This is a genomic window from Streptomyces sp. NPDC107559, from assembly GCF_055657365.1.
In genome coordinates this window covers 245,761-268,662 of record NZ_JBVKBD010000011.1, presented here as the reverse complement: position 1 = coordinate 268,662, position 22,902 = coordinate 245,761, and the positions used below count along the sequence as shown (strand labels likewise).

Here is a 22,902-nt window from a genome sequence, read left to right as displayed (position 1 = left end):
GACGACGGGGTGCTCATCCTGGACGACACCGGCTTCCTCAAGAAAGGCACCACCTCCGCAGGCGTGCAGCGCCAATACTCCGGCACCGCCGGCCGCACCGAGAACTGCCAGATCGGCGTCTTCGCCGCCTACGCCACCACCCGCGGCCGAGCCCTGGTGGACCGCGAGCTGTATCTGCCCAAGTCCTGGACGGACGACCGCGAACGCTGCCGCGCCGCAAAGATCCCCGATGAAAGGGCCTTCGCCACCAAACCAGAGCTGGCCAAGGAGATGGTGCTGCGCTCACTCGCCTCGCCCCTGCCGATCGCCTGGGTGACCGCGGATGCCGCCTACGGCCAGGAGTGGCGCTTTCGCCGGATGCTGGAAGAAGCCGCCATCGGCTACGTGCTCGCCGTCCCAAAGTCCCAGCACCTACCTGGCTTTGGCCGCATCGACCACCTGTTCACGCAAGCACCGCAGGAAGCCTGGGAGCAACGCTCGTGCGGCGACGGCGCCAAGGGCCCACGCGTTTATCACTGGGCAGCCGTCCAACTCCCCGCGGTCTCGGACTTCGACGGCGAGCGGCCCACGCATCACCGCTGGGCGCTGGCCCGGCGCAGCGTCAGGAGGCCCGATGAGATCGCCTACTACCTCGCATACGCGCCGGTGGGCACCGGCGTCGACCGGCTTGTGAGTGTGGCCGGGCGTCGGTGGGCGATCGAGGAGTGTTTCCAGGCCGCGAAGAACGAGTGCGGCCTGGATCAGTACGAAGTCCGACGTTACGTGGGCTGGATGCGGCACGTCACCCTGGCCATGCTCGCGCACGCTTTCCTCGCGGCCACGGCTGCCTAGGCGGCCGCAAAGGGGGATGCAGAAACGGTTCCACCCTGGTTCCGCTCACCGTGGCGGAAGTCCGCCGACTCCTGGCAACTCGCCCCGCAGCCCAGCCCCGACCGCCGCTTCGCGTCCACGCACTGAGCTGGTCACGATGGCGGCGCAGGCGTCAGGCCGTCGCCCGGCACTGTCACTACCGACGACGAGGCCACTCGTTGGAGGGGCGGTCCGGCAAGACCGCCCCCGCCCCCCTCTCTGCCCACTACACTCCTGACGACGCCTCTGACCAGGCCAGATAGCGAAGCGCTGCTGGAGTACTAGTACTGCAACGGTGGTTGTCCTGATTGCTGGCCAGTTCAAGGGCTGTGGCCGCGTCGTTTGTAGTGACTGATGCGTGCTTGGTGTTGGCGTCGTCGGCGCCATGTCGACCAGTGCAGGATGTGGTCGATGGGGGTGGGGCGGCGGTCGGTGAGGCGGGTGATCAGGCGTCGGATTTCGGCGAGGCTGAGGTAGATGAGTTGGGAGGATCCGTTTCTGCTTTGTCGGTGTCGAGTGCGCGGGCTCGCAGGACGGTGAGGCAGGCGTGGGCGGCCATGGCGAGGGTCATGTGGCGGTGCCAGCCGGGGTAGCGGCGGACCTGGTAGTCGTCCGGGCCGCATTCCTGCTTCGCGGTCTGGAAGCATTCCTCGACCGCCCACCGGCTGCCGGCGATCCGGATGAGCTGGTCGAGTGTGGTGTCGACGGGGCAGTAGGCGATGTAGTAGGAGATCTCCTCGGGCCTGCTGACGCTGCGGCGGGAGCTGCTGACGGCGCTGCCCGGTCTGTCCGCCGAACACATCGGTCCGCTGACCGAGCTCGTGCACGAGGCTTCCTGGCGCCTGCACATCGCGGGCCAGTTCGCACCCGCCGACCTCCCAACAACAGAGTGCTTCAGGTCTGCGACGTGCCGCTTTGGATGCACCACCGTACGGATCACCAGCAGAGGAGCCGCATCGGGACCTGACCGCCGATGGACGCGCACGGGGGCTCCTCGCAGTATGAAGTTGGCCTCGTGCTTCCAACGACACAAGCCCTGACCTGCGGGACCGCCAGTAAGTGAGACCAGCGGCCCCGCGGCGCGCCCGATACGGGTTCTGGCGCCTGAGATGCGGAGATCCGAGCGTCGGGACGCGACCTCAGGCGGCGGGGCTGACCTCGTCCCACAGCGTGCAGTTGTGTTCCTGGTCGATCTGAGCGTGCGTGACCCGCGTGGCCGACGGTGCGTGGAACTGGAGGAGAGTGCCCTGGGAGGTGTACCTCGGCCAGGTGGGCGCCAGTCTCACGTTCGGGTCGCCGTCCGAGGCGAAGGCGCCCCAGTAGCTGATCATCTGGTCGGAGAGTCGGACCTGTGTGGAACTGAAGGGCAGCGCAGTGCCGAGGTAGTCCCACAGGTAGCCGAGATCGTTGACGTGGGTGGCGCCGAACGGGTAGTCGCTGTTGCCCAGCCTCCAGATCGAGGTGAAGGACGGCCCGTCCTTCTCCGCGAACTCGTAGGCGTAGGTCCTGGTGTCGGCGGCGAGCCGTTCGCGCAGTGTCTGGTCCTGACAGGCGCGCTGGTCGCTTTGGATGGCGCCCGCGGCCACGGAAGGAGACCAGTAGTCCTCGACCGGGTAAGCGGCCTTCACTCGATCCGCGCCCTGCGGGTAGATCTGGTCGACGAGACCGTGGACCTCGTCGCCGGTGAGGGGATGACCGAGGTAGTCGTAGGCGCTGAAGACGCCTCCCTGGGACTCGTCGGAGGTGCCGCCGACCAGGACCGGCAGATCGGTCAGTTTCCGGGCCTTGAGCAGGGCAAAGGGGTCCTTCGGCAGTACGGCGGTGCCGTAGACCGAGGAGTTCTGGGCGACCTTCTGCTGGGCGGCGAGGATGTCGGCGGGGCTCTTGGCCCGCAGACAGGTGAGCTGTTGGGAGCCCGCCGGGCAGTTCAGTTCAGCGGCGAATCGCTCACCGCTGTCGGCGGCCGCCGCCTGCGTCCGTACGGGCGAATTGCAGCCGCCGCTCTGCAGGACCGCCCGGTCGAAGAGGCCCTTGGCGCCCGGTGCGGCGAGCTGGGTGCAGGTGTTACGGGCGCCGGCTGACTGCCCCGCGAGAGTGACGTTGCCGGGATCGCCGCCGAAGGAGCCGATGTTCTGCCGCACCCAGCGCAGGGCGGCTTGCTGGTCGAGGAGACCGAAGTTGCCTGCCGCGCCATCCTTGTTGTCCTTGTCCAGTTGGTCGGTGTAGAGCCAACCCATGGCGCCAAGACGGTAGTTGATGGTGACGAAGACGACGTCCTGTCGGCTGACGAACTTGTCCGGATCGGTGTCCCGGCCGGCCCCCGCGGTGTTGCCGCCACCGTGGTTCCACACGAAGACGGGCAAGTTCTTCTTCGTGGTGTTCGAAGGCCGGTACACGTTCAGGTACAGACAGTCCTCGGTCAGGGTCGGCTTTTCGTACCCGGGGTCCCAACTGGTCCCCTGCACACAAGATCCGCCGAACTCGGTGGCGTCCCGCACGCCGCTCCACTTCGCGGCCGCCTGCGGGGCCTTCCAGCGCAGGGAACCCACGGGCGCCTTCGCGTACGGAATCCCTTTGAACGAGGTGACCATCGACGCGGCCTCCCCGCGCACCTGTCCCTGCGCGGTCCTGACCACGGGATGGCGATCGGGATAGGAGTTCGGGTTGCCGTTGGCGGAATCGGCATTTCCCTGTGCCATGGCGGTCAGAGTCGTCACTGCCGCGAGTACGGCCGACGCCCCTGCCACGAGCAGCGTTCTCGTTCTGCTTCTCATGTCGCTTCTGCCCACTCCTCATTCGGTAAGAGCCGGACTTCAACCGGCCAGGCTTTCCGCTTGCTTGGAGTCGTTCAGTCGTCGCGAAGAAGGGGTCGGCAGGAGCCGGACCCGGTTATGGCGGGGAGTGCCTGGAGTGGATAGATGGTGGCCTGGAACACATCGCGATGGCGATGGCGATCTGCACCGCTTTCCCTCGGACCACGGTGCGAACTGGCGCTTGCCGGGCGCGGTCGCAGAGGAACGAGCGACCGACAAGGAGCTCTTGCCGGTGCGCTGAAGCAGTCCCCTAGCGCCGGTGGTCGGTGCCTCGTGCTGTGGTTCCCGACGGGGTGAACGGTGACGGACCTATGCCGGCGAGGCCGTGGACATGGGCGTACGCGACCGCCTGGACCCGGTCGCGCAGGTGCAGCTTGGTCAGGATCCGGGAGACGTGGGTCTTGACCGTCTCGTCGCCGATGCCGAGCCGGGCGGCGATCTCCGCGTTGCTATGGGCGGCCGCGATCAGGACCAGGACCTCACGTTCCCGGCCGGTGAGCCGGTCGACCTCGGCGGGGGCGGGCGGCGGGGCGACCCCGTCGGCGAGACGGGTCAGCAGCCGCCGGGTCACCGACGGGTCGATCAGCGCGTCCCCGCGCGCGGCCACCCGTACGGCCGCGATCAGTTCCTCCGGGGGCAGGCTCTTCAGCAGGAAACCGCTGGCTCCGGCACGCAGCGCGCGGTGTACGTACTCGTCGCTGTCGTACGTGGTCAGCACCAGCACCTTGGTGACGTTCGCCGGGTCGGCGAGGATCGCCTCCGTGGCGCGCAGGCCGTCCAGACGCGGCATCCGGATGTCCAGGATGGCGACGTCGGGACGCAGCCGGGCCACTTCGGCGACCGCCGTCCGGCCGTCCGCCGCTTCCGCGACGCAGTCGAGGTCGGGCTGGGTGTCCAGGACGGCTCGCAGGCCGGAACGGAACATGGCGTGGTCGTCGGCGACCAGGACGCGCAGGGTCATGCGAGGTCCAGGGGGAAGGAGACGGAGGTGATCCAGGTCCGGCCGTCGGGTGTGGGCCCGTAGCCGGTGGAGCCGTTGAACATGGCGGCCCGGTTGCGGATGCCCTGCAGGCCCCGGCGGGGCGAGTCGGTCCGGGCGGGAGCGGGGACGGGCAGCGGGTTCGCGGCGGTCACGGTGACCGCCGAGTCCTCGTACCTCAGTTCCACCTCGGCCGCGGCGCCGTTGCCGTGCCGCAAGGCGTTGGTGAGCATCTCCTGCACCACGCGGTAGACGGCGATGTCCATGGACTCCGGCAGGGGCGGCAGCACGCCGTGCACGGTGACGCGGGCCCGCAGCCCGGCCGCGTGCGCGTGGTCCAGCAGTTCGGCGAGGTTGTCCAGTCCGGGTTGGCTGTCCTCCCCCGACGGGGTGCCGTGCAGGAGGTCGAGCAGCCGCCGCAGGTCCACCATGGCGGCCCGGCTGGACGTCTCGACGGCGGTCAGCGATTCCGTCATGACCTCGGTGCCCGGCGTCGTCGCCGCCTTCAGCCGGGCGGCTCCGGCGTGGACGCCGATGGCGCTCACATGGTGGGCGATCACGTCGTGCAGGTCGCGGGCGATGCTGCTGCGCTCCTCCGCGACGGCCTCGACGAGGGCCTGACGCGCTTCGCGCTGTTCGCGCTCCGAGCGCTGCTCCAGCTCGGCGATGTACGCGCGCCGGGCCGTCGTGTAGCGGCCGACGAGCCAGGGCAGCAGAGCGTAGGCGATGCCGTCGAGCACGAAGAGCGGCCAGCCCCCGTGGCGCGCCCCGCGCAGCACGTCCCAACCGGCCTGTCCGGCGATCAGGAAGGCCAGCGACGCCACGGCCGGCCACCGGGTCAGCCAGGCACCGGCACGGTACGCGGAGATCAGCAGCCCCGCGTTGTTCAACTGCGGCATCGGCGCCCCGGTCCACGGCAGCAGCGCCGCGCCGGCCACGGTGAGCGTGGCCTGGGCGACGGCAACCGCGCCGGAGAAACGAGGCGGGGCACCGAGCCCGGCGTCCACCACGACGATGGCCGCGAGTACTACCCAGCGCCAGCCGGGCTGGAACGAGGAGGCCCCGGCGAGGAGGAAGGACAAGCAGTCCACCAGCAGGGTCACGCCGGCGACCAGCAGCGCCTGGCGGGTGAGTGATCCACCGGTGTCACGGGCGCGGACGAAGGCTCCTATTCGCTTGCCTCGTCCGGATGTCTCGGGCACCGGCACCCCTTTCACCTGCTCGCTCCGGCTGCCCGTACGGGCGGTGCGACGTCATCGGGACGAACCGTCACGACGGCCCCATGATGCCTGGTCGTTCCTGTGAATCAGTCCCCCGCGCGGGGGACGCGAGGTCCCCTGGCACCGTGACGACACGGGGATGACGGGGTTTCTAGCGTGACCCGTGATGAACGACACCGCCCTTTTCGCGGCGGGGCCCGGCACGTCCCGTCGAACAGCTCATTCCGTCCCGCGCCGCCTGCGGGCCGCGCTTGCCGTCGTGGCGTGCGCGTTGTGCGCGGTCCTCGGCCTCGACCCGTCCGCGTACGCCGACTCGGCCTCCGCCGGCGGCGATGTGCAGGTCGCCCAGACACTCGGCGGCAGAGAACTGACCGTGATCCTGCGCCGGGTGACCGGAGTGCCGGGCCCCCTGCACGTGGACGTGATCACCCACACCGGTACGGCCGCGGGCCGGATCAGGCTGGGGGTGACGCCGACCGGTGTGTCCGCGTCGTCGTCGAAGGCTTCCTCCGCGGGGACCACCACCGACACCGCCACGGTCACCCTGGGAGCCCGGCCGGGCTCCTTCTCCGCCGTGCTGGACATCGATGGGGCGGGACCGTGGGAACTGTCGCTCGACGACGGCCGGCGGACGGCGACGATTCCGTTCGTCGTGAGCGAGCAGACCGTCTCGCCGGCGGAGAAGGCCGTGTATGCGGGCTTCATCGGCGCGGGCGTCCTGATCGTCGTCACCATCGTCGTCGCCGTACGGTCACGCCGCGGCTGGTGGACCTTCGTGCCGGTCAGCGGAGTGGTCGCCTGCCTGGCCGTCGCGGTCAGCGGAGCTCTCATCTCCCGGGACATGCCCCTCCCGCCGGCACAGGGCATCCAGGTGGACGCCAGCGTCGACGGTGTCGAAGACCCGTACGGCTACACCGGTCAGCAGACCGGCGACTACTCGCGCCCGCCCGCCACGATGGTGCTGCGCTCCTCCACGGTCCGCGTCGGCCAGGCCGACGACCTGCGCGTGGACCTTACCGACACCGCCACCGGACTGCCCGTGGACGACCTCGTCGTCCACGACGGGGCGCTGGTGCACCTGCTGGTCGTCGGACCCTCGGGGCGGCTGTGGCACCTCCATCCCGTGCGGTCGGCACCGGGTGTCTACGAGGTTTCCCTGCCCCTGCCGGAGGCGGGTCACTACGCGCTCTCGGCCGAGATCGAGCGCCGCGGCGGCGGCGTCCAGCAGCTCCGATCCGCCACCGGTATCGACGCGGTCTCCGGCGGCGGGACTTCCACGAAGAGCGGCACGGTGTCCGTTCCGGCGGAGGCGGGCACCGGCACGCGGACCGTCGACGGAGTGCCGGTGAAGCTGACCGCCTCCTCGCTCACGGCGGGCGAGCCCGTCGTTCTCACCGCCCGTGTCGGCAACGACGCGGACCTTCAGCCGTGGCTGGGAATGCTCGGCCACCTCATCGTCGTCGGCCCCGTCGATCCCGGCGTGAAGGACATCGGCGAGAAGGCACAGAACGCGGAGGTCTGGGCCCACTCCCACTCCATGGGGGCCGTCTCCGATCCCGCGGACGAGCCGGAGGGGATGGCCGACATGCCCGGGATGGAAAGCATGGGCGGCTCCGACTCCACCGCCGACTCTTCCGCGGCCTCGTCCTCCTCCGGCATGGGCTCGATGAGCGGTCTGATGCCCGTGAACGGCGACAGCGCCGCCGACGAGACCGTCGCCGCCTATGGCCCGGACGTCAGCTTCGTCTACACCTTCCCCGCCACCGGCTACTACCGGATCTGGATCCAGGCCGAGAAGGACAGTGCCATCCTCACCGTCCCCTACCTCCTCCACGTCACCGGCGGCACCGGGAGCGAGGGATGAGCCGGCTCCTCACACAGTCCGCGCGACGGCTCCTGATGGTCGCGGCGCTCCTCGCGACCGTGACACTGACCGTGCTGGCGCTCCGCCCCTTGCTGGCCAGGTCGGACATCACGACCACCACCACGACCACGACCTCCTCTGACGACACGTCCGACGACGCTGTCGTCCTCACGGGCGGCACCGCACACGACGTGGTGACCCTGACCGTCTCCGCGCCCTTCACCGGCTCCACCGGGGTCGACGTGAAGCTCACGCCTCGCGCGGCTGAGGCGGCCGAGACGTCCTCGACGAACGTCACCGTCTCGGCGGTGCTGCCCTCGGCCGGCCACGCCGTGCCCGCTTTCACCGCCGTACGGGACGGCGACCGCTACCACGTGTCCGGACTTCCCCTGATGATGCCCGGCCGTTGGGAGTTCCTGGTCTCCGTCACCGACGGAGGCCGCCACGACCAGGTCGTCTTCCCACTCGCCGTCACCCGCTGACGCACCGTCACGGTCGCGTCTGCCCGGCCCATTCACCCGAAAGGCACCTCCCGATGGACTCCGCCACCACGGCCCGAGCGGTCGACTCCGGCCAGCCGCCACCACCCGACGCCAGGTTGCCTCAGGGCGAGCGCGCCGGGGCGGCCGGCGCGTACACCGTTCTGTTCGGAACGCTGATGTCGCTGGTCGGCATCAGCTGGGACGTGGAATGGCACGTCGACGTCGGCCCCGACACCTTCTTCACGCTGTCCCACCTGCTGCTGTACGCGGGCAGTGCCATCGCGGGTGTCGCCAGCCTCGTGATGGTGCTGCGGGCCACCGCAGCCCAGCGGGCCGGCCGCCCCGCCGACCCGGCTGTCGGGGGAAGCCCGGTGCGGGTCCTGCGCGGCACCTTCACCGCACCTCTCGGATACCTCATCTCCGGCATCGGCGGCGCGCTGTTCCTGCTGTACGGACTGATGGATCTGTGGTGGCACTCCCTGTACGGCTTCGACGCCGTGCTCAACTCCCCGCCGCACGTGGCCCTGTTCATCTCCATCAGCGTGACCATGGTCGGCAGCGTCATCGTGTTCGCCGCCGCCCGCGCGCGGCGCTGGGGACGCGCGGGGATCATCGTCAGCGTCCCTGTGCTGATGACGTTCACCCCGATCACCACCAACGCCTTCGACGGGCTGAATCTGTCGGTCGACCCGGTTGTCGCGGGCACCGTGTTCTTCTCGGTCTGCTTCGTCCTCATGGGCGCGATCACCGTGCGGGGCCGTGCCACGGCCGTGTCCATCGCGGCCGTCCTCGGAGTCATGCAGCTCTTCCTGTGGTGGTTCTCCCCGTGGGCCGCCAAGGCCTACGCGGCCCACGTCGGGCTGCCGCTGCGGGACAACCTGCGCAGCATGCCGCCGGAACTGCCCTCCGGAATACCGATGTTCATGCTCGCCGCGGCCCTGGTGATCGACGTCCTGCTGTGGGTGGGGCGGCGATACGGATGGTCGGCGCGCTTCGCTCCCCAACTGCTCGGCGCCGTCGCGGGTGTGATCGTCAGCCTCACCATGCTGTGGCAGAAGCGGCTGCTGCAGAGCGGCGGGGGCGGGCGGGGCCCGATGGGCGACCGGAGCGAGGACCTGTTGTCCACGGTGCTCACGGACACGCTCCTCGGCCTGGTGTTCGGCGTGCTGGCCGGCTATCTCGGCGCGCGCTTCGCCGCGCTGCTCAACCTGAACGACAACGCCGCCGAGCAGGAAGGCCGCTGAACCGATGCGCACCCCAACCTCCTTCCTGATGCGGCGGCGAGCAGTCGGTGCCGCGCGCCGGTCCGTGGTGCGGCGCACCCGGGCCCTCCTGCTGGCCCTGGGCACGATGGCGGCCGCGATCGCCTTCTCGGCCCCGTCCGCCCAGGCGTACGCACCCGTCGAGATCGTCCACACCGAACAGGTCGACGTCGGCCCCTACCGCATGACGGTCGGCTTCTCCGTGTGGCCGCTGCGCGCCATGCAGTCGCTGGACTTCACCTTCGCCCCCGACGGCGGCATCAAGGGCAAGTCCGGCACGCTCCGGATGGCCCGCGCCGGATCGAACGGTGCCGGATCGAACGGTGCCGGGTCCGACGGTGCCGGGTCCGACGGCCCGGGAGCCGACGGTCCCGGCAGGCGCAGCGGGAGCCCGCTCTCCCGGCATCCGCGCAAGCTCGACGTCTGGGGCCTGGACGTGCAGTCGCTGGACTCCGCCGGGACCTACGACTTCACCTTCGACGGTCCGCAGGGCCAGGGGACCGGCACGCTCAAGAACATCACGGTCCTCTCCCAGCCCGGCCCGCCGCTGCCGCTGAGCTGGACGGTCTGCACCCTGCCGGTGATCGGCCTGATCGTCTTCCTGGTCATCGCCTGGCGCCGCAACCGCCCGTCCCGGCTCCTCGCGGCCACGGGGATCTGAGGCCTCCAACCGACATCGGAAGTAGGTGGTGCCCGGTCGGCGGGAGTGCCGGCCGGGCACCACCTGTGACGAAGAAGGGCTGGTCAGCAGGGTTGTCGTGGCGTAGCCTTCATTCTGATCAAATGACCAAGTCATTTGATCAGAACCAATGAGTGGAGCAGACCATGGCACGACTGGCAGCGGAAGACCGGCGCGAGCAGTACATCGACGCGGCCATCAAGGTGGTCGCGACCGTCGGGGTCGCCGACGCGACGACCCGGCGCATCGCAGCCGAGGCAAAAGCTCCACTCGCCGGTCTGCACTACTGCTTCCAGTCGAAGGAGAACCTGTTCGTAGAGGTCCTGCGGCGCCTCTCCCAGGTCGACCTGGGAGAAGTGCGCGCACTGGGGAAGGACCTCGAACTGGGCGAGGCCGCAGCGGAGTTCTTCAAGCTCGCCGTGGACTGGATGATCGACCACCCGCACCACATCCGGGCGCAGTTCGACCTGCACCTCTGGGCGATGAAGCAGGATCCGGACATCGCCCGTGACTTCTACTCCGCTTTCGTGGGGTCCTGGCACGAGGTGCTGCGCGAGATCACACGCGCCGACGTCGACGACGAATCCGTCGCTCTGGCCGTGCGGACCGTACTCGTCCTCACCGACGGGTTCGCGATCAAGTGGATGACCTTCGGCGACAGGCCCGCCCTGGAGCGGGACATGAGACTGGTGCGCCTCATGCTCCGGAACATGCCGGCCGACTTGTGGCCCCACGCTCTGCGTGAGGTCCTGGAGGAGCCCGCGATGTGATCCGCGGGTACACGGGCCGGGTTCCCGACCGGCCTGCCTTCCGCGTGCCCGTGAGTCGAAAAGCCCGCTGTGCGCGGGACGAGCCGCGCCCGAAACTTCCCCGCCCCTGCCATGCGCGAGCCCTTGCCCTTAATGGTTGCTACGCAATAATTCGGCCATCGATATTTGGGTTCTCTGCCCTCCACCAAGGAGTCACCGTCTATGGACCACGTTCGCCCGCCTGCCCGGACAGGCGCCGCCGACGGCGGCGAGCGCAAGGACATCACCCTGCCGCCAGGCTTCCTCTTCGGCACCAGCACCGCCGCCTACCAGATCGAGGGCGCGGCGACCGAGGACGGCAAGGGGCCCAGCATCTGGGACACCTTCACCGCCGAGCCCGGCCGGATTGTGGACGGCAGTGACGGCAGCGTCGCCTGCGACCACTACCACCGCTGGCCCGAGGACATCGAGCTCATCAAGCGGCTCGGCGCCGACGGCTACCGCTTCTCCATTGCCTGGCCGCGCATCCAGCCCACCGGCAAGGGCCCGGTCAACAAGGCCGGCCTGGACTTCTACGACCGGCTCGTGGACGGGCTGCTCGAAGCCGGCGTCCAGCCCATGGCCACCCTCTACCACTGGGACCTCCCGCAGGCCCTGGAGGACGAAGGCGGCTGGCTCAACCGCGACACCGTCGCCCGATTCGGCGAGTACACCTCCGTCGTCGCAGACCTTCTCGGCGACCGGGTGACCCACTGGTGCCCGGTCAACGAACCCAATGTGGTGACCCTGAGCGGATACGGCGAGGGCGTCCTCGCCCCGGGCAAGGCGCTCATGCTGGACGCGCTCCCGGTGGCCCACCACATCCTGCTGGCCCACGGCACCGCCGTACAGGCACTGCGCGCGGCGGGCGTCACCGGGAAGATCGGCACGGCCACCAACCACATCCCGGTGTGGCCCCTCACCGACGGCGAGGCCGGCCAGGCCGCCGCCGGGTTCTTCGACACGCTCTGGAACCGGCTCTTCGCCGACCCCGTCCTGCTCGGCAGCTACCCCGAGGGACTGGGCGAGGCCATGCCGGGCCCGGTGGCGGACGACCTCGCGTTGATCTCGCAGCCGCTCGACTTCTACGGGGTCAACTACTACAACCCGATGGGTGTGAGGGCTGCCGCCGAGGGCGCGCCGGTCCCGTTCGAGTACGCCGACGTGACCGGATACCCGACCACCGACTTCGGCTGGCCGATCGTGCCTTCAGGGCTCACGGACCTGCTGGTCGACATGAAGGAGCGCTATCCCGGCGTCCCGCCGTTCATCATCACCGAGAACGGCTGCTCCTTCGCGACCGGCCCCGACGCGTCCGGCGTGGTCGACGACCAGGGCCGGATCGGTTACCTCGACGGCCACATCCGTGCCGTAGCCGAGGCGATCGAGCGGGGTGTCGACGTGCGCGGCTACTACTGCTGGTCCCTGCTGGACAACTTCGAGTGGTCAGACGGGTACGCCCAGCGGTTCGGCCTGGTCCACGTCGACTACGACACTCTGGTCCGCACCCCCAAGCGCTCCTTCGACTGGTACGCCGGTCTGATCCGCGCCCACCGCGGAGCGACCGCGTGAGCGCCCGCGTCCAGCCCCAACCTCAGTCGCCGTCCGTCCATCCTGCGCTGGCCGAGCCGACCGAACGGGTCTCCACCGTCTGGGTCGTGTGGCTGGTCCTGATCAGCGTCGGCCTCTGGTCGGGCCTGTTCGGCCCGATCCAGGTGCTGCTCGCCCAGCAGGCCGAAGCGATATCACCGGACCACAAGGAAGCCGTGCTTTCCCTGGTGACCGGCGTGGGCGCCGCCGTCTCGATGATCACCAACCCCCTGTGCGGCGCGTTCTCCGACCGGACCGTCTCACGCTTCGGGCGGCGCCGTCCGTGGGCGATCGGCGGAGTCCTCGGCGGCATCGTCGCCATGCTGCTGCTGACCAACGCGGACTCGGTCATCGTGATGGTCCTGGCATGGTCCCTGGCGCAGGGATCGCTGAACGCCACGCTCGCAGCCATCTCCGCCACCGTCCCCGACCGGGTGCCGGCCCGGCAGCGCGGCGTCGTCGGCGGTGTCCTCGCGATCGCCCAGACCCTCGGTGTCGTCGCAGGCTCCGGGATCGCCGCCGCCACCGGCAGTATCGCGGCCGGCTACCTCACCCTGGCCGCCGTACTCGTGCTGACCACCCTGCCGTACGGCCTGGACGCCCGTGACGTCCCGCTGCCGCGCGAGCTGCGGCCCGAGCTGCGGTGGGGGAGCTTCGTACGAGGCTTCTGGGTCTCGCCGCGCAAGCACCCCGACTTCGGCTGGGCCTGGATCACCCGGTTCCTGATGAACCTCGGCAACTCGCTGCTCATCCTCTACCTGCTCTACTACCTCGGCGACGCCGTGCACATGAGCGACGACGACGCCGAGTCGGGCGTGTTCGTGCTCACCGCCGTGTACGGCGTCGTCACCGTCGTCACGGCCTTCGTCGGCGGATGGTGGTCGGACCGGGTCGGCAAGCGCAAGGTCTTCGTGATCTGGTCGGGTCTCATCGCCGCGGTGGCGCTGCTGATCTTCGCGTTCGTCCACACCTGGACCGCCGCCCTGGTCGGCTCGATCGTGCTGGGCATCGGCTTCGGCGCCTACACGGCCGTCGACTTCGCCCTGATCACCGAGGTGTTGCCGGGCGCCGGGGACCGGGCCAAGGACCTCGGCGTCATCAACATCGCCAACACCCTGCCCCAGGTCCTCGCACCGGTCGTCGCCGCTGCCGTCATCGCGACGGGCCTCGGCTACACGGCGCTCTACGGTCTCGCCGCTGCGGTGAGCGTGCTCGGGTCGGTCCTGGTGGTGCGCATCAAGGCCGTGAGCTGAACCAGGCACACAAAAGAGCAGGCGGGCCAGAACCGGAGAGGTCCTGGCCCGCCTGCTCTTTGCCGTCCGCCAGGAGGATCAGCGCGCGCGGAAGCCTCCGTCGACCACCAGTTCGGTGCCGGTGACGAAGGACGCGTCCGCACTGGCCAGGAACGCCACCGCGGCGGCCAGCTCGTCCACGTTCGCGCGGCGCCCCAGCGGCGTCTCGGGGACCACCCCGCCCTCGGGCTCGGCCTCGTTGATCGGCGTGCTGACCCCGCCCGGCACCAGCGCGTTCACCCGGATCCCGTCGTCCGCCAGCTCCAGCGCCACGGTCCGGGTCAGGCCGAGGATGCCCGCCTTGCTCGCCGCGTAGGCGGCATATCCGGCGGCGCCCGACGGACCGAAGATCGACGAGGTGTTGACGATCGCGGCCTCGGTGCCGCGGCGCAGCAGCGGGATCATCGTCTGGATCCCGAGGAAGACACCGGTGAGGTTGACCGCGATCACCCGCTCCCAGGTCTTCAGCGGCAGCTCGTCGACCGGCGTGACGTCCACGATGCCGGCGTTGTTGACCAGCACGTCCAGCCGGCCGAAGCGGCTCTCGACGTGCGCGCAGGCGGCCTGCCAGTCGCCGGGGTCGGACACGTCGAGGTGGAGGTACTCGACGTCCAGGCCCTCGGCGGTCAGACGTGCGGCGGTCGCGGCCCCGTCGTCGTCCAGGACGTCGGTGATCACGACACTGGCGCCCTCTCGGGCCAACCGGTGAGCGTGCGCCGCTCCCTGGCCGCGTGACCCTCCGGTGATCAACACGGCCCGATCGGCGAAACGGGGGCTGAAGGCGTGCGGGGGCTGAGTCATCGGTGTCCTTTCGCGGGGGTGGAGCCGACACAAGGCGGCTGCCGCCAGTATTTGTGTCCCGGGGCCACGCCGTGAACGGCGATCTGACGACGTACGCCGAAGGTTTTTCCTTGGGGTGGGCCGGGGGGCCGGGAACAGTCACGGGTGCGGCACCAGGACGGGCGGCAGGTGGGTGAGACGCTCCATCGCTCCAGATCATGGGCTGTGAAAGAATTCCGTTCGTGCTGGGACGTACACACCGACGACCGTTGATCACGCGCGTGTTCGCGCCGATCCACGATGTCGACCTGTCCGGTGCGATCGACCGGCGCATCCGCACCGCGATCCGGCTGGGCCTGCTCGCCGACGGTGAGCGCCTGCCCCGCGAAAGGGATCTGGCCGAGCAGCTGAGCGTCACCAGAACCGCGCTGCGGGACGCGCTGGACGTGCTGCGGGCCGACGGCGTCATCGAGACCCGGGCGGGGAAGTACGGCGGCAGCTTCGTACGAGCCCAGCAGATCACTGGACCCGACGCGTTCCTGCGACAGCTTTCCGGGACCGACCTGCGTGAACTCAGCGACTGGCGCGCCATGCTCGTCTCGACGGCGGCCCGTCTGGCCGCGGGCCGGGCCTCGGCGCACGACGTGGAGGTCCTGGAAGCGCACCTCACCGACCTGGTGAGCGCGGACACCGCCCCAGCGGCCCGACGCGCGTACGCCCGCTTCCACATCGAACTCGCCGCCATCGCCCAGTCCCCGCGCCTGAGCCGGGCGGTGCTCGAGTTCACCGAGGACTCGGACTGGATGTTCGAGCCCGCGTTGGAGACACCCGAACTGCGCGCCGAGGCGACCGAACAGCTCGGGGCCCTGGTGGCCGCCATCAGGGACCGTCGGCCCGATGACGCCCGCTCCGTGGCCGCGGACGAGGTCGCGCACGGCTTCGCCGTTCTGCAGACCCGCAGGGTCGAGATCCTCGCCGACGAGACCCGGGAGCGGCCCGAGCAGGCCGCCCGGAAGGCGGGACCGGCCGGCCTGGCTGCGCAACTCGACGAGGTGCTGGGGCGGCTGCGGCGCGATGGTGTGCAACTCGCCGACGCGGTCGCGGCGGTGCTGCGGGAGGACAGGCGGGAGGTGGCCGTACGCCCGCGGATCTCCACGCTGACCCTCGACGCACTGTCCCGGGCCGAACTCCCGCTCGACGGGGCCGGGTTCCTCGCCGAGCCCGGAGCCGTCGAGGGCGCGGCGCACTGGATGGACTGGTGGGAGAACCGCGGTGACGGCGACTATCAGCCTCGCGTCCACGAGCTCGACGAGCGCAAGGACACCTTCTACGACTACACGCACCGCGAGTTCTTCGCGCAGCCGCGCGACCGGCGGCACGCCTGGGTGACGGGGCCGATCGTCGACGCGGGCGGTGTGGACGACTTCGTCGTCTCCACCACGGTTCCGGTGCTCGACGACGGCCGGTTCGCCGGAATCGTCGGCTTCGACCTGCTCGTGTCGGACATCGAGCGTGCCGTCGTGCCGTGGCTCCTGGAGAAGGGTCTGCTCTTCGCCGTGGTCAACGCCGAACGGCGAGTCGTGGTCTCCAACCACCCGCAGGTGTACGTCGGAGACCTCGTCGACGAGGCGGCCACGGTGCTCGTCGGGCTGGAACAGGTGCCCTGGACGGTCGTCGCGCTGGGGTGAGTGCTGCCCGGGCGGCGGACGTCAGCGCCAGGGCGAATGCTGCGGACGTCAGCGCTCGGCCGTACGCAACTGCACGATGTTGAGCGTGGCGGCGACGTCGATCGGCCGTTCCGCGAGGGGCCGGGGCAACAGCTCGTCCACCCGTCGCAGCCGCCGTTCCACCGTGTTGCGGTGGGTGAATAGGACTTCAGCGGTACGGGAGATGTTGAAGCGCTCCCTCACGTAGGCCGCTGCCGTCTCGCGCAGGACCGGGTCGGCGTGTTCGAGTTCGCCCAGCGTCTCGCGCACGTAGGCGTCCATGCGGGCCGGGTCGCCCGCCATGAGCGAGACCATCCGCACCTCGTCGAAGGTCGCGAGACGGCGTGGGGAACGCAGCCCGGCCAGCACCTGCTGTGTGGTCAGCGCGTCGAGGTGGCTGCTGCGGAAACCGTCGAGTCCGGTAGCCGGACGGCCCAGTGTCACCCGTACCTGCGGGTGCTCCCGCATCACCGCCCGCAGGGCGTCGGCGTCGGGATCCTCGGCCGTGGGCATCCAGGTCCAGGTGATCGCGGCACCCGCCACGACCGCGAGACGCCGCCGGCAGCCCAGGGCCCGCATCAGGTGTTCGGCCGCCGGTTCGAGCTCGGCGGCGAGGTCGTTCGAGGGCACCCAGAGGAACGCCGCCAGATGCGGTCCGGTCAGTGGATATCCGAGTGCCTGCTCGGCCCGCTCGACCGGCACCGGCGCTCCGGAGATCAGGAGGGTGGCGGTCTCCAGACGGGTGCTGGCGGTGCCCCGGGTCAGATGCTCGCGCTCCGACTCGATCACCGATCCCACCGCCCGGATCGTGTCGTCCACGAACGTCGTGATCGAGAGATGGCTGATCGACAGCACCTCGATCAGCGTCTCGTTGTCGGAGGCCAGCCCGACACACTCGCGCACCCACTGGGTCCAGGCCACCTGCTGCGCGGCCCGCCAACTGTCGAGGTCGTCCCCCTCGAGGCCGCGTCGGACGAGGTCGCGGGCGAGGTCGATCGCCTCGGCGCCGACATACGGTTCCACCCGCTCGCCGGGTGCGTTGACGTTCGAGGTGATCCACTGGAGGGCGTTCGCCTCGCTCACCGACCGGTCCGCCTCGGACAGGACCGGGTCGGAGCGCAGGCTCGCCGGCGCGACGGACTGGGTCGCCGCGAACAGCGCCTCCACGAGCGACTCCTCGCGGGCGAGGAGTCGCTCGGCGGCGCGCCGGATCAGCCTGCGGGACGACTCCGACGGCATCGGCCATTCACCTTTCACCGGTGCATTGTGCATGTGCCGAGCTGCTGGGGAAAAGCATCTCGTCGCAGGTCGGAGCGTCTACTGGCGCCCGATGCGCTGGTAGATCTCCGGCTTGCGCCGACGCAGGACGGCGGCGTAGACGGCGCCACCGATCGCGATCGCTGCGCTGGCGCCGACGAACAGGGCGCCGAGTTCGGCCGAACCGCCGATCAGCATCGGGAAGTTGACGGCGCCGAAGTAGACGAGCACCAGGAACAGGACGAACGCGATGGCCGGGGCGACCGTGCCGCGCCAGCGGGAGACCGTCGGCGAGGGGTGCTTCACGAAGTAGGCCACCACGGCGAGTGAGGTCACGCACATGGCGATCAGGACGTTGTAGGAGCTGAGGCCGCCGAACCAGGAGTAGATCTCGACGACGCTCAGACCGGCGAGCAGCAGTGTCACGAGCAGCACGAGGTTGACGACGCTGACGCTGACGGAGGCGCGGTAGGGCGAGTTGTGGACCGGGTGCACCTTGGTGAAGTACCGGGGCAGGATCCCGTCGACGGACAGCGAGTAGACGTATCGGGCGATGACGTTCTGGATCGACAGGTGGGCCGCGAAGACGCTGGTCACCAGGAGGACCGAGACGAGGTCGACGTAGGTCTTGCCGAGGAGGTGCTCCGCCACGTTGTTGAACGAGAGCGGACCTTCGGCGGTCGCGCGGGCCACGGCGTCCTTGGTCCCGAGACCCGTGATGAAGGCCCAGGACGTGATGACGTAGAAGACTCCGATGAACAGGGCGGTGGCGATCGTGGCGCGCGGGATGGTCCGCTCAGGGTCGCGGGTCTCCTCGCGGTAGACGGCCGTGGTCTCGAAGCCGACGAAGACCGCCACGCTGAAGATGAACGCCGGTCCGAGGTTGCCGGCGTTGTCGACGAGGTGCGAGGGCGAGAAGACGCCGAGCGAGACGCCGTCCGCGCCGCCGTTGCTCATCGTCACCAGGTCGAAGGCGACCACCGCGAGGACCTCGACGGCCAGCAGGAAGCCGAGGACCTTCGCCGAGACGCTGATGTGGAAGTAGGCGAGTACGCCGACGGCGACGAGGAAGCCGACCGCGTAGAGCCACCAGGGCAGGTCGGGGCCGCCGAAGGACACGACGAGCTGGTTCGCGATGAGCCCGCCGAAGCCGTAGAAGCCGACCGCGGCCGAGATGTAGGTGCCGAGGATCAGGAACGCGGAGCCGAGTCCGGCGGTCCGGCCGAGCCCGGCGGTGATGTACGAGTAGAACGCCCCGGGGTTCGGCGTGGCAGCCGCCATCGCGCCGTAGCCCAGCGAGAACAGGGTGAGCAGCGCGGTGAGGATCACGAAGACCAGGGGGGTTCCGACACCGACGCCAAGGCTGATCATCAGGACGATGTAGCCCGTCGTACCCGCCAGCGGGCCGGTGAAGGCCAGGGTCGACAGCACGATGTCGCGGACGCCCAGACCACCGCTCAGCTTGGTCTCGGACGTGGCCGCCGGGGCGGAGCCGGTGGCGGGCGGTGGAGATGAGGGTTGCTGGGTCATACGTGTCCTCGCTCGGGTCGGCGTGGGTCGCGTCCGGCGGATCCGTCACGCCGTCCGCAAGGTCGAGGCACAACCTTTGGGATGCGACCTCATTGCGTCAAGTCCTTACAGAAAATATCTGAGCTCTATGGTTGTAAACCGATATTTAGCTTTAGGGTGTCGATCGACGCCACCTCTCGGTGTCCCGACCCCGTGTCCGCGTGCCCTGAAAGGTGGCGCCATGGCCCTCATAGACGAACTCGAAGCCCTCGGCTGGTCCCGCTCCGGTCACTTCATCGACGGCGAGGTACGTCCGTCGAAGACCTGTCGCGACGTCCAGGACGTGATCGACCCCGCGACCGGCGAGACCGTCTACACGACGTCGCTCGGCGACGCCGACGACGTGGACACGGCGGTCGAGGCGGCCCGCCGCGCGGGCGCCGACTGGCGCCGGACCACCCCGGCCGAGCGTGCCGCCGTACTGAACGCGGTGGCCGACGTCATCGAGGACAACGCCGACCTGTTCGCCCGGGTCGAGTCGATGGACGTGGGCAAGCCGGTGCCGTTCGCCCGTGACGAGATCCCCGGCTCGGTCGACGCCCTGCGCTTTCTCGCCGGCGCCGCCCGCGCCGCCCAGGCTCCCGCGTCGGGAGAGTACGTGACCGGGCACCTGTCCCTGATCAAGCGGGAACCCGTCGGCGTCGTCGGGGCGGTGACCCCGTGGAACTACCCGCTGCTGATGGCCGTCTACAAGATCGCCCCGGCGCTCGCCACCGGCAACACCATCGTGCTCAAGCCCTCGGAGCTCACCCCGACCTCGACCACGCTGCTCGCGCACCTGACCCGGGACATCGTCCCCGCGGGAGTGCTCAACGTCGTCGTGGGCACCGGTGCGGGCGTCGGCCGCGCGCTCGCCGAACACCCCGGCATCGGCCTGATCTCCCTCACCGGTGGCGCCGAGACCGGCAAGGCCGTCGCCGCCACAGCCGCCTCCACCCTCAAGCGCGTCCACCTCGAACTCGGCGGCAAGGCCCCCGTGGTGGTCTTCGCCGACGCCGACCTGGACGCCGCCGCAGAGGCGATCGTGATGGCCGGCTACTGGAACGCGGGCCAGGAGTGCGGCGCCGCCACCCGGGTCCTAGTCGAGGAGTCGGCCGCCGACTCGCTCAAGGAACGCCTCGTCGCGGCCTCGGCCGCGCTCGTCGTCGGCGGCCCCGACGAGGAGGGCGTCCAGATGGGCCCGCTGATCAGCGGAGTCCACCTCGACCGAGTCTCCGGCTACGTCGAGCGCGCGGTCGCCGCGGGCGCCCGCGTCCTGGCCGGCGGCGAACGGGTCGACCGGGCGGGCTGGTTCTACCGGCCGACCGTCCTCGACAACGTCGCCCAAGGCAGCGAGATCCAGACCACCGAGGTGTTCGGCCCCGTCGTCACCGTCCAGACCTTCACCGACGAGGCCGAGGCCGTGTCCCTCGCCAACTCCGTCGAGTACGGCCTCGCCGCCTCCGTGTGGACCCGGCAGGGCGGCCTCGGCCTGCGCATGAGCGACGCCCTCGACTTCGGCACGGTCTGGGTCAACGACCACCTGGCCGTGGCCTCGGAAATGCCCTGGGTCGGCTTCGGCGGCTCCGGCTACGGACGCGACATGTCCACCTACGTCCTCGACGACTACAGCCGCACCAAGCACGTGATGCTCTCGTACAAGTAAGGGCGGAAGCCACAGCATGACCATCAAACGCGGTACGTACGACGCGACCGCCTTCGACGCCACCGACCGTGACGTCGCCGACGCCGTGATCGTCGGCGCCGGACCGTCCGGCGCCGTCTACGCCAAGTACCTCAGCAGTTGGGGCTTCCACGTCGTCGTCCTCGAACAGGGCCCCTGGATCGGCACGGCCGAGTACACCGGCAACCGCCCCGAGTACGAGATGTCCCTGTGGGGCCGCTGGCACAAGGAAGGCGGCGTACGCGGGCAGTGGCACGACTACCCCTGCGACATTTCCGCCTCGGACCTCTCCCCGGTGATGTACAACGCCGTCGGCGGCGGCAGCATCCACTACGGCGCCCAGTGGCCCCGGCTGCTGCCCAGCGACTTCCGCGCCCGCACCCTCGACGGGGTCGGCGACGACTGGCCGATCACCTACGAGGACCTCGTCCCCTACTACGAGCAGGGCGACGTCGACTTCGCCGTCTCCGGCATGGCCGGTGACCCCGCCTACCCCGACGGAGCACCGCCGCCGTTCCCCGCCATGCCCATCAACGAGGGCGGACGGCGCCTCGCTCAAGGCATGAACCGGCTCGGCTGGAGCTGGTGGCCCGCCCCCAACGCGATCTCCCAGGGCAACCACCGCGGCCTCGTCCCCTGCGCCCGCTACGGCACCTGCGAGGCCGGGTGTCCCAACGGCTCCAAGGCGAGCGTCGACATCACCCACCTGGAGACCGCGCTCAAGGACGGCGCCACCGTCGTCACCGGCGCCCGCGCGAGCGAGGTCCTCGTCGACGCGCGCGGACGCGCCTCCGGCGTGGTCTTCCTCGACCGCACCGGACGCGAACACCGCCTGCGCGCCGAGGTCGTCGTCCTCGCCGCCAACGGCATCGGAACCTCGCGCCTGATGCTCACGTCCCAGTCCGCCCGCTTCCCGAACGGCCTCGCCAACTCCTCCGGACTGGTGGGCCGCAACCTGATGCTCCACCCCACCGGCATGGTCGTCGGCGTCTGGGACGACGAGGTCGACTCGGTGCTCGGACCCGCCGGCCAGAACATCCACTCCTACGAGTTCTACGAGACCGACCGCACCCGAGGCTTCGTCCGCGGCGCCAAATGGGTGTCACTGCCGACCGGAGGACCGCTGGTCGCCAGCACCATGGTCCCGCACAGCCCGGTCGGCGCCCACGGCGAGGAACTCCTCACCGACGTTCGCAGCGTGCTGAACCGGTCCACCATCCTCGCCGTCATCACCGAGGACCTGCCGAACCCCGACAACCGCGTCGAACTTTCCGACACACTGACCGACGCGAGCGGACTGCCCGCGCCCAAGGTCAGCTACCGCCGCGACGAGAACAACATCGCGATGCTCGACTGGCACCTCGGCAAAGCCCGCGAGGCGCTGTACGAGGGCGGCGCGTCCACCGTCCACTGGTACGGCATCGTCCCGGACCAGCCCGGCCACTTCCTCGGCACCGCCCGCATGGGCACCGACCCGGAGACCTCGGTCACCGACTCCTTCGGCCGCACCCACGACGTGCCCAACCTCCACATCGCCGACGGCAGCATCTTCGTCACCAGCGGCGGCGTGAACCCCACCAACACCATTGCCGCACTGGCCCTGCGAGGCGCCACCGAACTCGTCCGCCGCGCCGCCGACGAGGAGGTCCCCGCATGACCTGGCAGCTCACCGACGCACGGCGCGAGCACCTGCTCGCCGTCGCCGACTGGTTCTTCCCGCCGACGATGCACGGCTTCCCCTCCAACGAGGAAGCCGATCCCGACGGTTCAGTGCTCGATCTGGTGCTCGCCGAGATGGGCCCACACCACTCTCGCCTCGACGCTCTGCTTGACGCGGTGGCAGGACAGTCCGCCGAGACCTTCCTCAAAAGCCTGCGCACGGCCGACACCGAGGGCTACGAACTCCTGCGGATCGTGTGCGCCGGACGCTACCTGGCCGCCCAGCCGGTCTGGGACGCGATCGGCTTCCAGGGCAGAAGGCCCAACCCGGTGAAGCCGGGCGAGGCGGACGTCTACCTGACCGGCGATCTGCTCGGTCCGCCCCGCCGCCGCGGCAAGATCTTCCGGCCCACACCCGGCTGACCCCCCACCCGACGAACACCGCACACC

The 22,902-nt window shown here is 70.0% G+C and carries 17 protein-coding genes and 2 pseudogenes; 12 read left to right on the top strand and 7 right to left on the bottom strand.

Going from position 1 to position 22,902, the window contains the following annotated elements; all coding sequences use genetic code 11:
• Positions 1-828, top strand: a pseudogene (locus tag ACZ7OY_RS29795) (IS701 family transposase); the annotation flags it as partial.
• Positions 829-1,294: 466 nt separating this feature from the next.
• Here the strand turns inward: ACZ7OY_RS29795 and ACZ7OY_RS29790 are convergent.
• The 4 genes and pseudogenes from ACZ7OY_RS29790 to ACZ7OY_RS29775 all read right to left on the bottom strand — a co-directional run.
• A pseudogene (locus ACZ7OY_RS29790) lies at positions 1,295-1,612 on the bottom strand (IS701 family transposase); the annotation flags it as partial.
• 376 nt (positions 1,613-1,988) lie between these two features.
• Positions 1,989-3,548, bottom strand: a complete 1,560-nt coding sequence (locus ACZ7OY_RS29785) for a carboxylesterase/lipase family protein (RefSeq protein ID WP_471914257.1) — start codon at positions 3,546-3,548, stop codon at positions 1,989-1,991.
• Between the two features lie 364 nt (positions 3,549-3,912).
• Positions 3,913-4,623 (bottom strand): response regulator, encoded by a 711-nt coding sequence (locus ACZ7OY_RS29780; protein ID WP_471914256.1) that lies wholly within the window; start codon positions 4,621-4,623, stop codon positions 3,913-3,915.
• A complete protein-coding gene (locus ACZ7OY_RS29775) occupies positions 4,620-5,843 on the bottom strand; it encodes a sensor histidine kinase (RefSeq protein WP_471914255.1) in 1,224 nt (407 codons plus the stop codon). The genes ACZ7OY_RS29780 and ACZ7OY_RS29775 overlap by 4 nt, the downstream gene beginning before the upstream one ends.
• Positions 5,844-6,027: 184 nt before the next feature.
• On the opposite strand from ACZ7OY_RS29775, the gene ACZ7OY_RS29770 reads away from it, so the two are divergent.
• The 7 genes from ACZ7OY_RS29770 to ACZ7OY_RS29740 all read left to right on the top strand — a co-directional run bounded on the left by ACZ7OY_RS29770 (position 6,028) and on the right by ACZ7OY_RS29740 (position 13,779).
• A complete protein-coding gene (locus ACZ7OY_RS29770; protein ID WP_471914254.1) occupies positions 6,028-7,725 on the top strand; it encodes a hypothetical protein in 1,698 nt (565 codons plus the stop codon).
• On the top strand, positions 7,722-8,207 hold the full coding sequence (locus ACZ7OY_RS29765; RefSeq protein WP_471914253.1) for a hypothetical protein: 486 nt from the start codon (positions 7,722-7,724) through the stop codon (positions 8,205-8,207). Before ACZ7OY_RS29770 ends, ACZ7OY_RS29765 begins: the two co-directional genes overlap by 4 nt.
• Positions 8,208-8,260: 53 nt before the next feature.
• Positions 8,261-9,451 carry a hypothetical protein gene (locus ACZ7OY_RS29760; protein WP_471914252.1) on the top strand — a complete coding sequence of 397 codons (1,191 nt, stop codon included), beginning with the start codon at positions 8,261-8,263 and terminating at the stop codon, positions 9,449-9,451.
• Positions 9,452-9,455: 4 nt separating this feature from the next.
• The gene (locus ACZ7OY_RS29755; RefSeq protein ID WP_471914251.1) at positions 9,456-10,130 is read left to right on the top strand and encodes a hypothetical protein; all 675 of its coding nucleotides are present in this window, start codon (positions 9,456-9,458) and stop codon (positions 10,128-10,130) included.
• Between the two features lie 164 nt (positions 10,131-10,294).
• Positions 10,295-10,918 (top strand): TetR/AcrR family transcriptional regulator, encoded by a 624-nt coding sequence (locus tag ACZ7OY_RS29750; RefSeq protein WP_471914250.1) that lies wholly within the window; start codon positions 10,295-10,297, stop codon positions 10,916-10,918.
• A gap of 201 nt (positions 10,919-11,119) precedes the next feature.
• Entirely contained in the window at positions 11,120-12,508 is a 1,389-nt protein-coding gene (locus ACZ7OY_RS29745; protein WP_471914249.1) for a GH1 family beta-glucosidase, read from the top strand.
• On the top strand, positions 12,505-13,779 hold the full coding sequence (locus ACZ7OY_RS29740; protein WP_471914248.1) for an MFS transporter: 1,275 nt from the start codon (positions 12,505-12,507) through the stop codon (positions 13,777-13,779). The genes ACZ7OY_RS29745 and ACZ7OY_RS29740 overlap by 4 nt, the downstream gene beginning before the upstream one ends.
• A 78-nt stretch (positions 13,780-13,857) precedes the next feature.
• On the opposite strand, the gene ACZ7OY_RS29735 is transcribed toward ACZ7OY_RS29740, so the two are convergent.
• Positions 13,858-14,619 (bottom strand): SDR family NAD(P)-dependent oxidoreductase, encoded by a 762-nt coding sequence (locus ACZ7OY_RS29735; protein WP_471914247.1) that lies wholly within the window; start codon positions 14,617-14,619, stop codon positions 13,858-13,860.
• Positions 14,620-14,867: 248 nt separating this feature from the next.
• Between ACZ7OY_RS29735 and ACZ7OY_RS29730 the strand changes: the two genes are divergently transcribed.
• Positions 14,868-16,286 (top strand): GntR family transcriptional regulator, encoded by a 1,419-nt coding sequence (locus ACZ7OY_RS29730; protein ID WP_471914246.1) that lies wholly within the window; start codon positions 14,868-14,870, stop codon positions 16,284-16,286.
• Positions 16,287-16,334: 48 nt separating this feature from the next.
• Here the strand turns inward: ACZ7OY_RS29730 and ACZ7OY_RS29725 are convergent, their stop codons facing one another.
• Positions 16,335-17,543 carry a PucR family transcriptional regulator gene (locus ACZ7OY_RS29725; RefSeq protein WP_471914245.1) on the bottom strand — a complete coding sequence of 403 codons (1,209 nt, stop codon included), beginning with the start codon at positions 17,541-17,543 and terminating at the stop codon, positions 16,335-16,337.
• 78 nt (positions 17,544-17,621) lie between these two features.
• Positions 17,622-19,091, bottom strand: a complete 1,470-nt coding sequence (locus tag ACZ7OY_RS29720) for an APC family permease (RefSeq protein ID WP_471914244.1) — start codon at positions 19,089-19,091, stop codon at positions 17,622-17,624.
• A 220-nt stretch (positions 19,092-19,311) separates the two neighbouring features.
• On the opposite strand from ACZ7OY_RS29720, the gene ACZ7OY_RS29715 reads away from it, so the two are divergent.
• From ACZ7OY_RS29715 to ACZ7OY_RS29705, 3 genes are read left to right on the top strand one after another with little or no spacing between them, the layout of a single operon-like run.
• Complete coding sequence (locus ACZ7OY_RS29715) at positions 19,312-20,775, top strand: aminobutyraldehyde dehydrogenase (protein ID WP_471914243.1); 1,464 nt, start codon at positions 19,312-19,314, stop codon at positions 20,773-20,775.
• A 16-nt stretch (positions 20,776-20,791) separates the two neighbouring features.
• Positions 20,792-22,450 (top strand): GMC family oxidoreductase, encoded by a 1,659-nt coding sequence (locus ACZ7OY_RS29710; protein ID WP_471914242.1) that lies wholly within the window; start codon positions 20,792-20,794, stop codon positions 22,448-22,450.
• A complete protein-coding gene (locus tag ACZ7OY_RS29705) occupies positions 22,447-22,875 on the top strand; it encodes a hypothetical protein (protein ID WP_471914241.1) in 429 nt (142 codons plus the stop codon). Before ACZ7OY_RS29710 ends, ACZ7OY_RS29705 begins: the two co-directional genes overlap by 4 nt.
• Positions 22,876-22,902 lie beyond the last annotated feature (27 nt).

Excerpts from the sequence above, each read along its gene's own strand:
- ACZ7OY_RS29785 (WP_471914257.1), bottom strand. The coding sequence starts at position 3,548 with ATGGCACAGGGAAATGCCGATTCCGCCAACGGCAACCCGAACTCCTAT.
- ACZ7OY_RS29780 (WP_471914256.1), bottom strand. The coding sequence starts at position 4,623 with ATGACCCTGCGCGTCCTGGTCGCCGACGACCACGCCATGTTCCGTTCC.
- ACZ7OY_RS29770 (WP_471914254.1), top strand. The coding sequence starts at position 6,028 with ATGAACGACACCGCCCTTTTCGCGGCGGGGCCCGGCACGTCCCGTCGA.
- ACZ7OY_RS29765 (WP_471914253.1), top strand. The coding sequence starts at position 7,722 with ATGAGCCGGCTCCTCACACAGTCCGCGCGACGGCTCCTGATGGTCGCG.
- ACZ7OY_RS29760 (WP_471914252.1), top strand. The coding sequence starts at position 8,261 with ATGGACTCCGCCACCACGGCCCGAGCGGTCGACTCCGGCCAGCCGCCA.
- ACZ7OY_RS29755 (WP_471914251.1), top strand. The coding sequence starts at position 9,456 with ATGCGCACCCCAACCTCCTTCCTGATGCGGCGGCGAGCAGTCGGTGCC.
- ACZ7OY_RS29750 (WP_471914250.1), top strand. The coding sequence starts at position 10,295 with ATGGCACGACTGGCAGCGGAAGACCGGCGCGAGCAGTACATCGACGCG.
- ACZ7OY_RS29745 (WP_471914249.1), top strand. The coding sequence starts at position 11,120 with ATGGACCACGTTCGCCCGCCTGCCCGGACAGGCGCCGCCGACGGCGGC.
- ACZ7OY_RS29735 (WP_471914247.1), bottom strand. The coding sequence starts at position 14,619 with ATGACTCAGCCCCCGCACGCCTTCAGCCCCCGTTTCGCCGATCGGGCC.
- ACZ7OY_RS29725 (WP_471914245.1), bottom strand. The coding sequence starts at position 17,543 with ATGCCGTCGGAGTCGTCCCGCAGGCTGATCCGGCGCGCCGCCGAGCGA.
- ACZ7OY_RS29720 (WP_471914244.1), bottom strand. The coding sequence starts at position 19,091 with ATGACCCAGCAACCCTCATCTCCACCGCCCGCCACCGGCTCCGCCCCG.
- ACZ7OY_RS29715 (WP_471914243.1), top strand. The coding sequence starts at position 19,312 with ATGGCCCTCATAGACGAACTCGAAGCCCTCGGCTGGTCCCGCTCCGGT.
- ACZ7OY_RS29710 (WP_471914242.1), top strand. The coding sequence starts at position 20,792 with ATGACCATCAAACGCGGTACGTACGACGCGACCGCCTTCGACGCCACC.
- ACZ7OY_RS29705 (WP_471914241.1), top strand. The coding sequence starts at position 22,447 with ATGACCTGGCAGCTCACCGACGCACGGCGCGAGCACCTGCTCGCCGTC.